Origin of the sequence: Aeromonas sp. ZOR0001 (assembly GCF_000801015.1) — a bacterium.
GTDB lineage: Bacteria > Pseudomonadota > Gammaproteobacteria > Enterobacterales > Aeromonadaceae > Aeromonas > Aeromonas veronii.
In genome coordinates this window covers 1-256 of sequence record NZ_JRJY01000067.1, presented here as the reverse complement: position 1 = coordinate 256, position 256 = coordinate 1, and the positions used below count along the sequence as shown (strand labels likewise).

1 protein-coding gene is annotated in these 256 nt (G+C 52.7%); it reads right to left on the bottom strand.

All coding sequences use genetic code 11. The annotated features are described in order from the left end of the window. Positions 1–182: transposase domain-containing protein (locus tag L972_RS08260; protein ID WP_197058094.1), on the bottom strand; the 182-nt coding region annotated here is incomplete at its 3' end. Positions 183–256 lie beyond the last annotated feature (74 nt).

Sequence of the window (256 nt, the reverse complement as noted above, 5' to 3'; positions counted from 1 at the left end):
ATAGCCATGCCGATGATGGCCCAGACCAGACGCTCCATGGGCATACGGCGACGGCGCAGGGTAGCAACGCCCTCTTCACCGAGCAGAGTGGTGATGAGCTCGTTGGGAATGAGGTCGGAGAGTGACTCAAACTGAGCGGCCTTGCTGGCGTGTAAGAAGTCGAGAGCTTGAGCGATGCGAATAAAAAATCCGAAACCAATCAACAGGTTTCAGATTTTCACACATCAGAAGGATCGGTCAATGGATCCTTAACTGA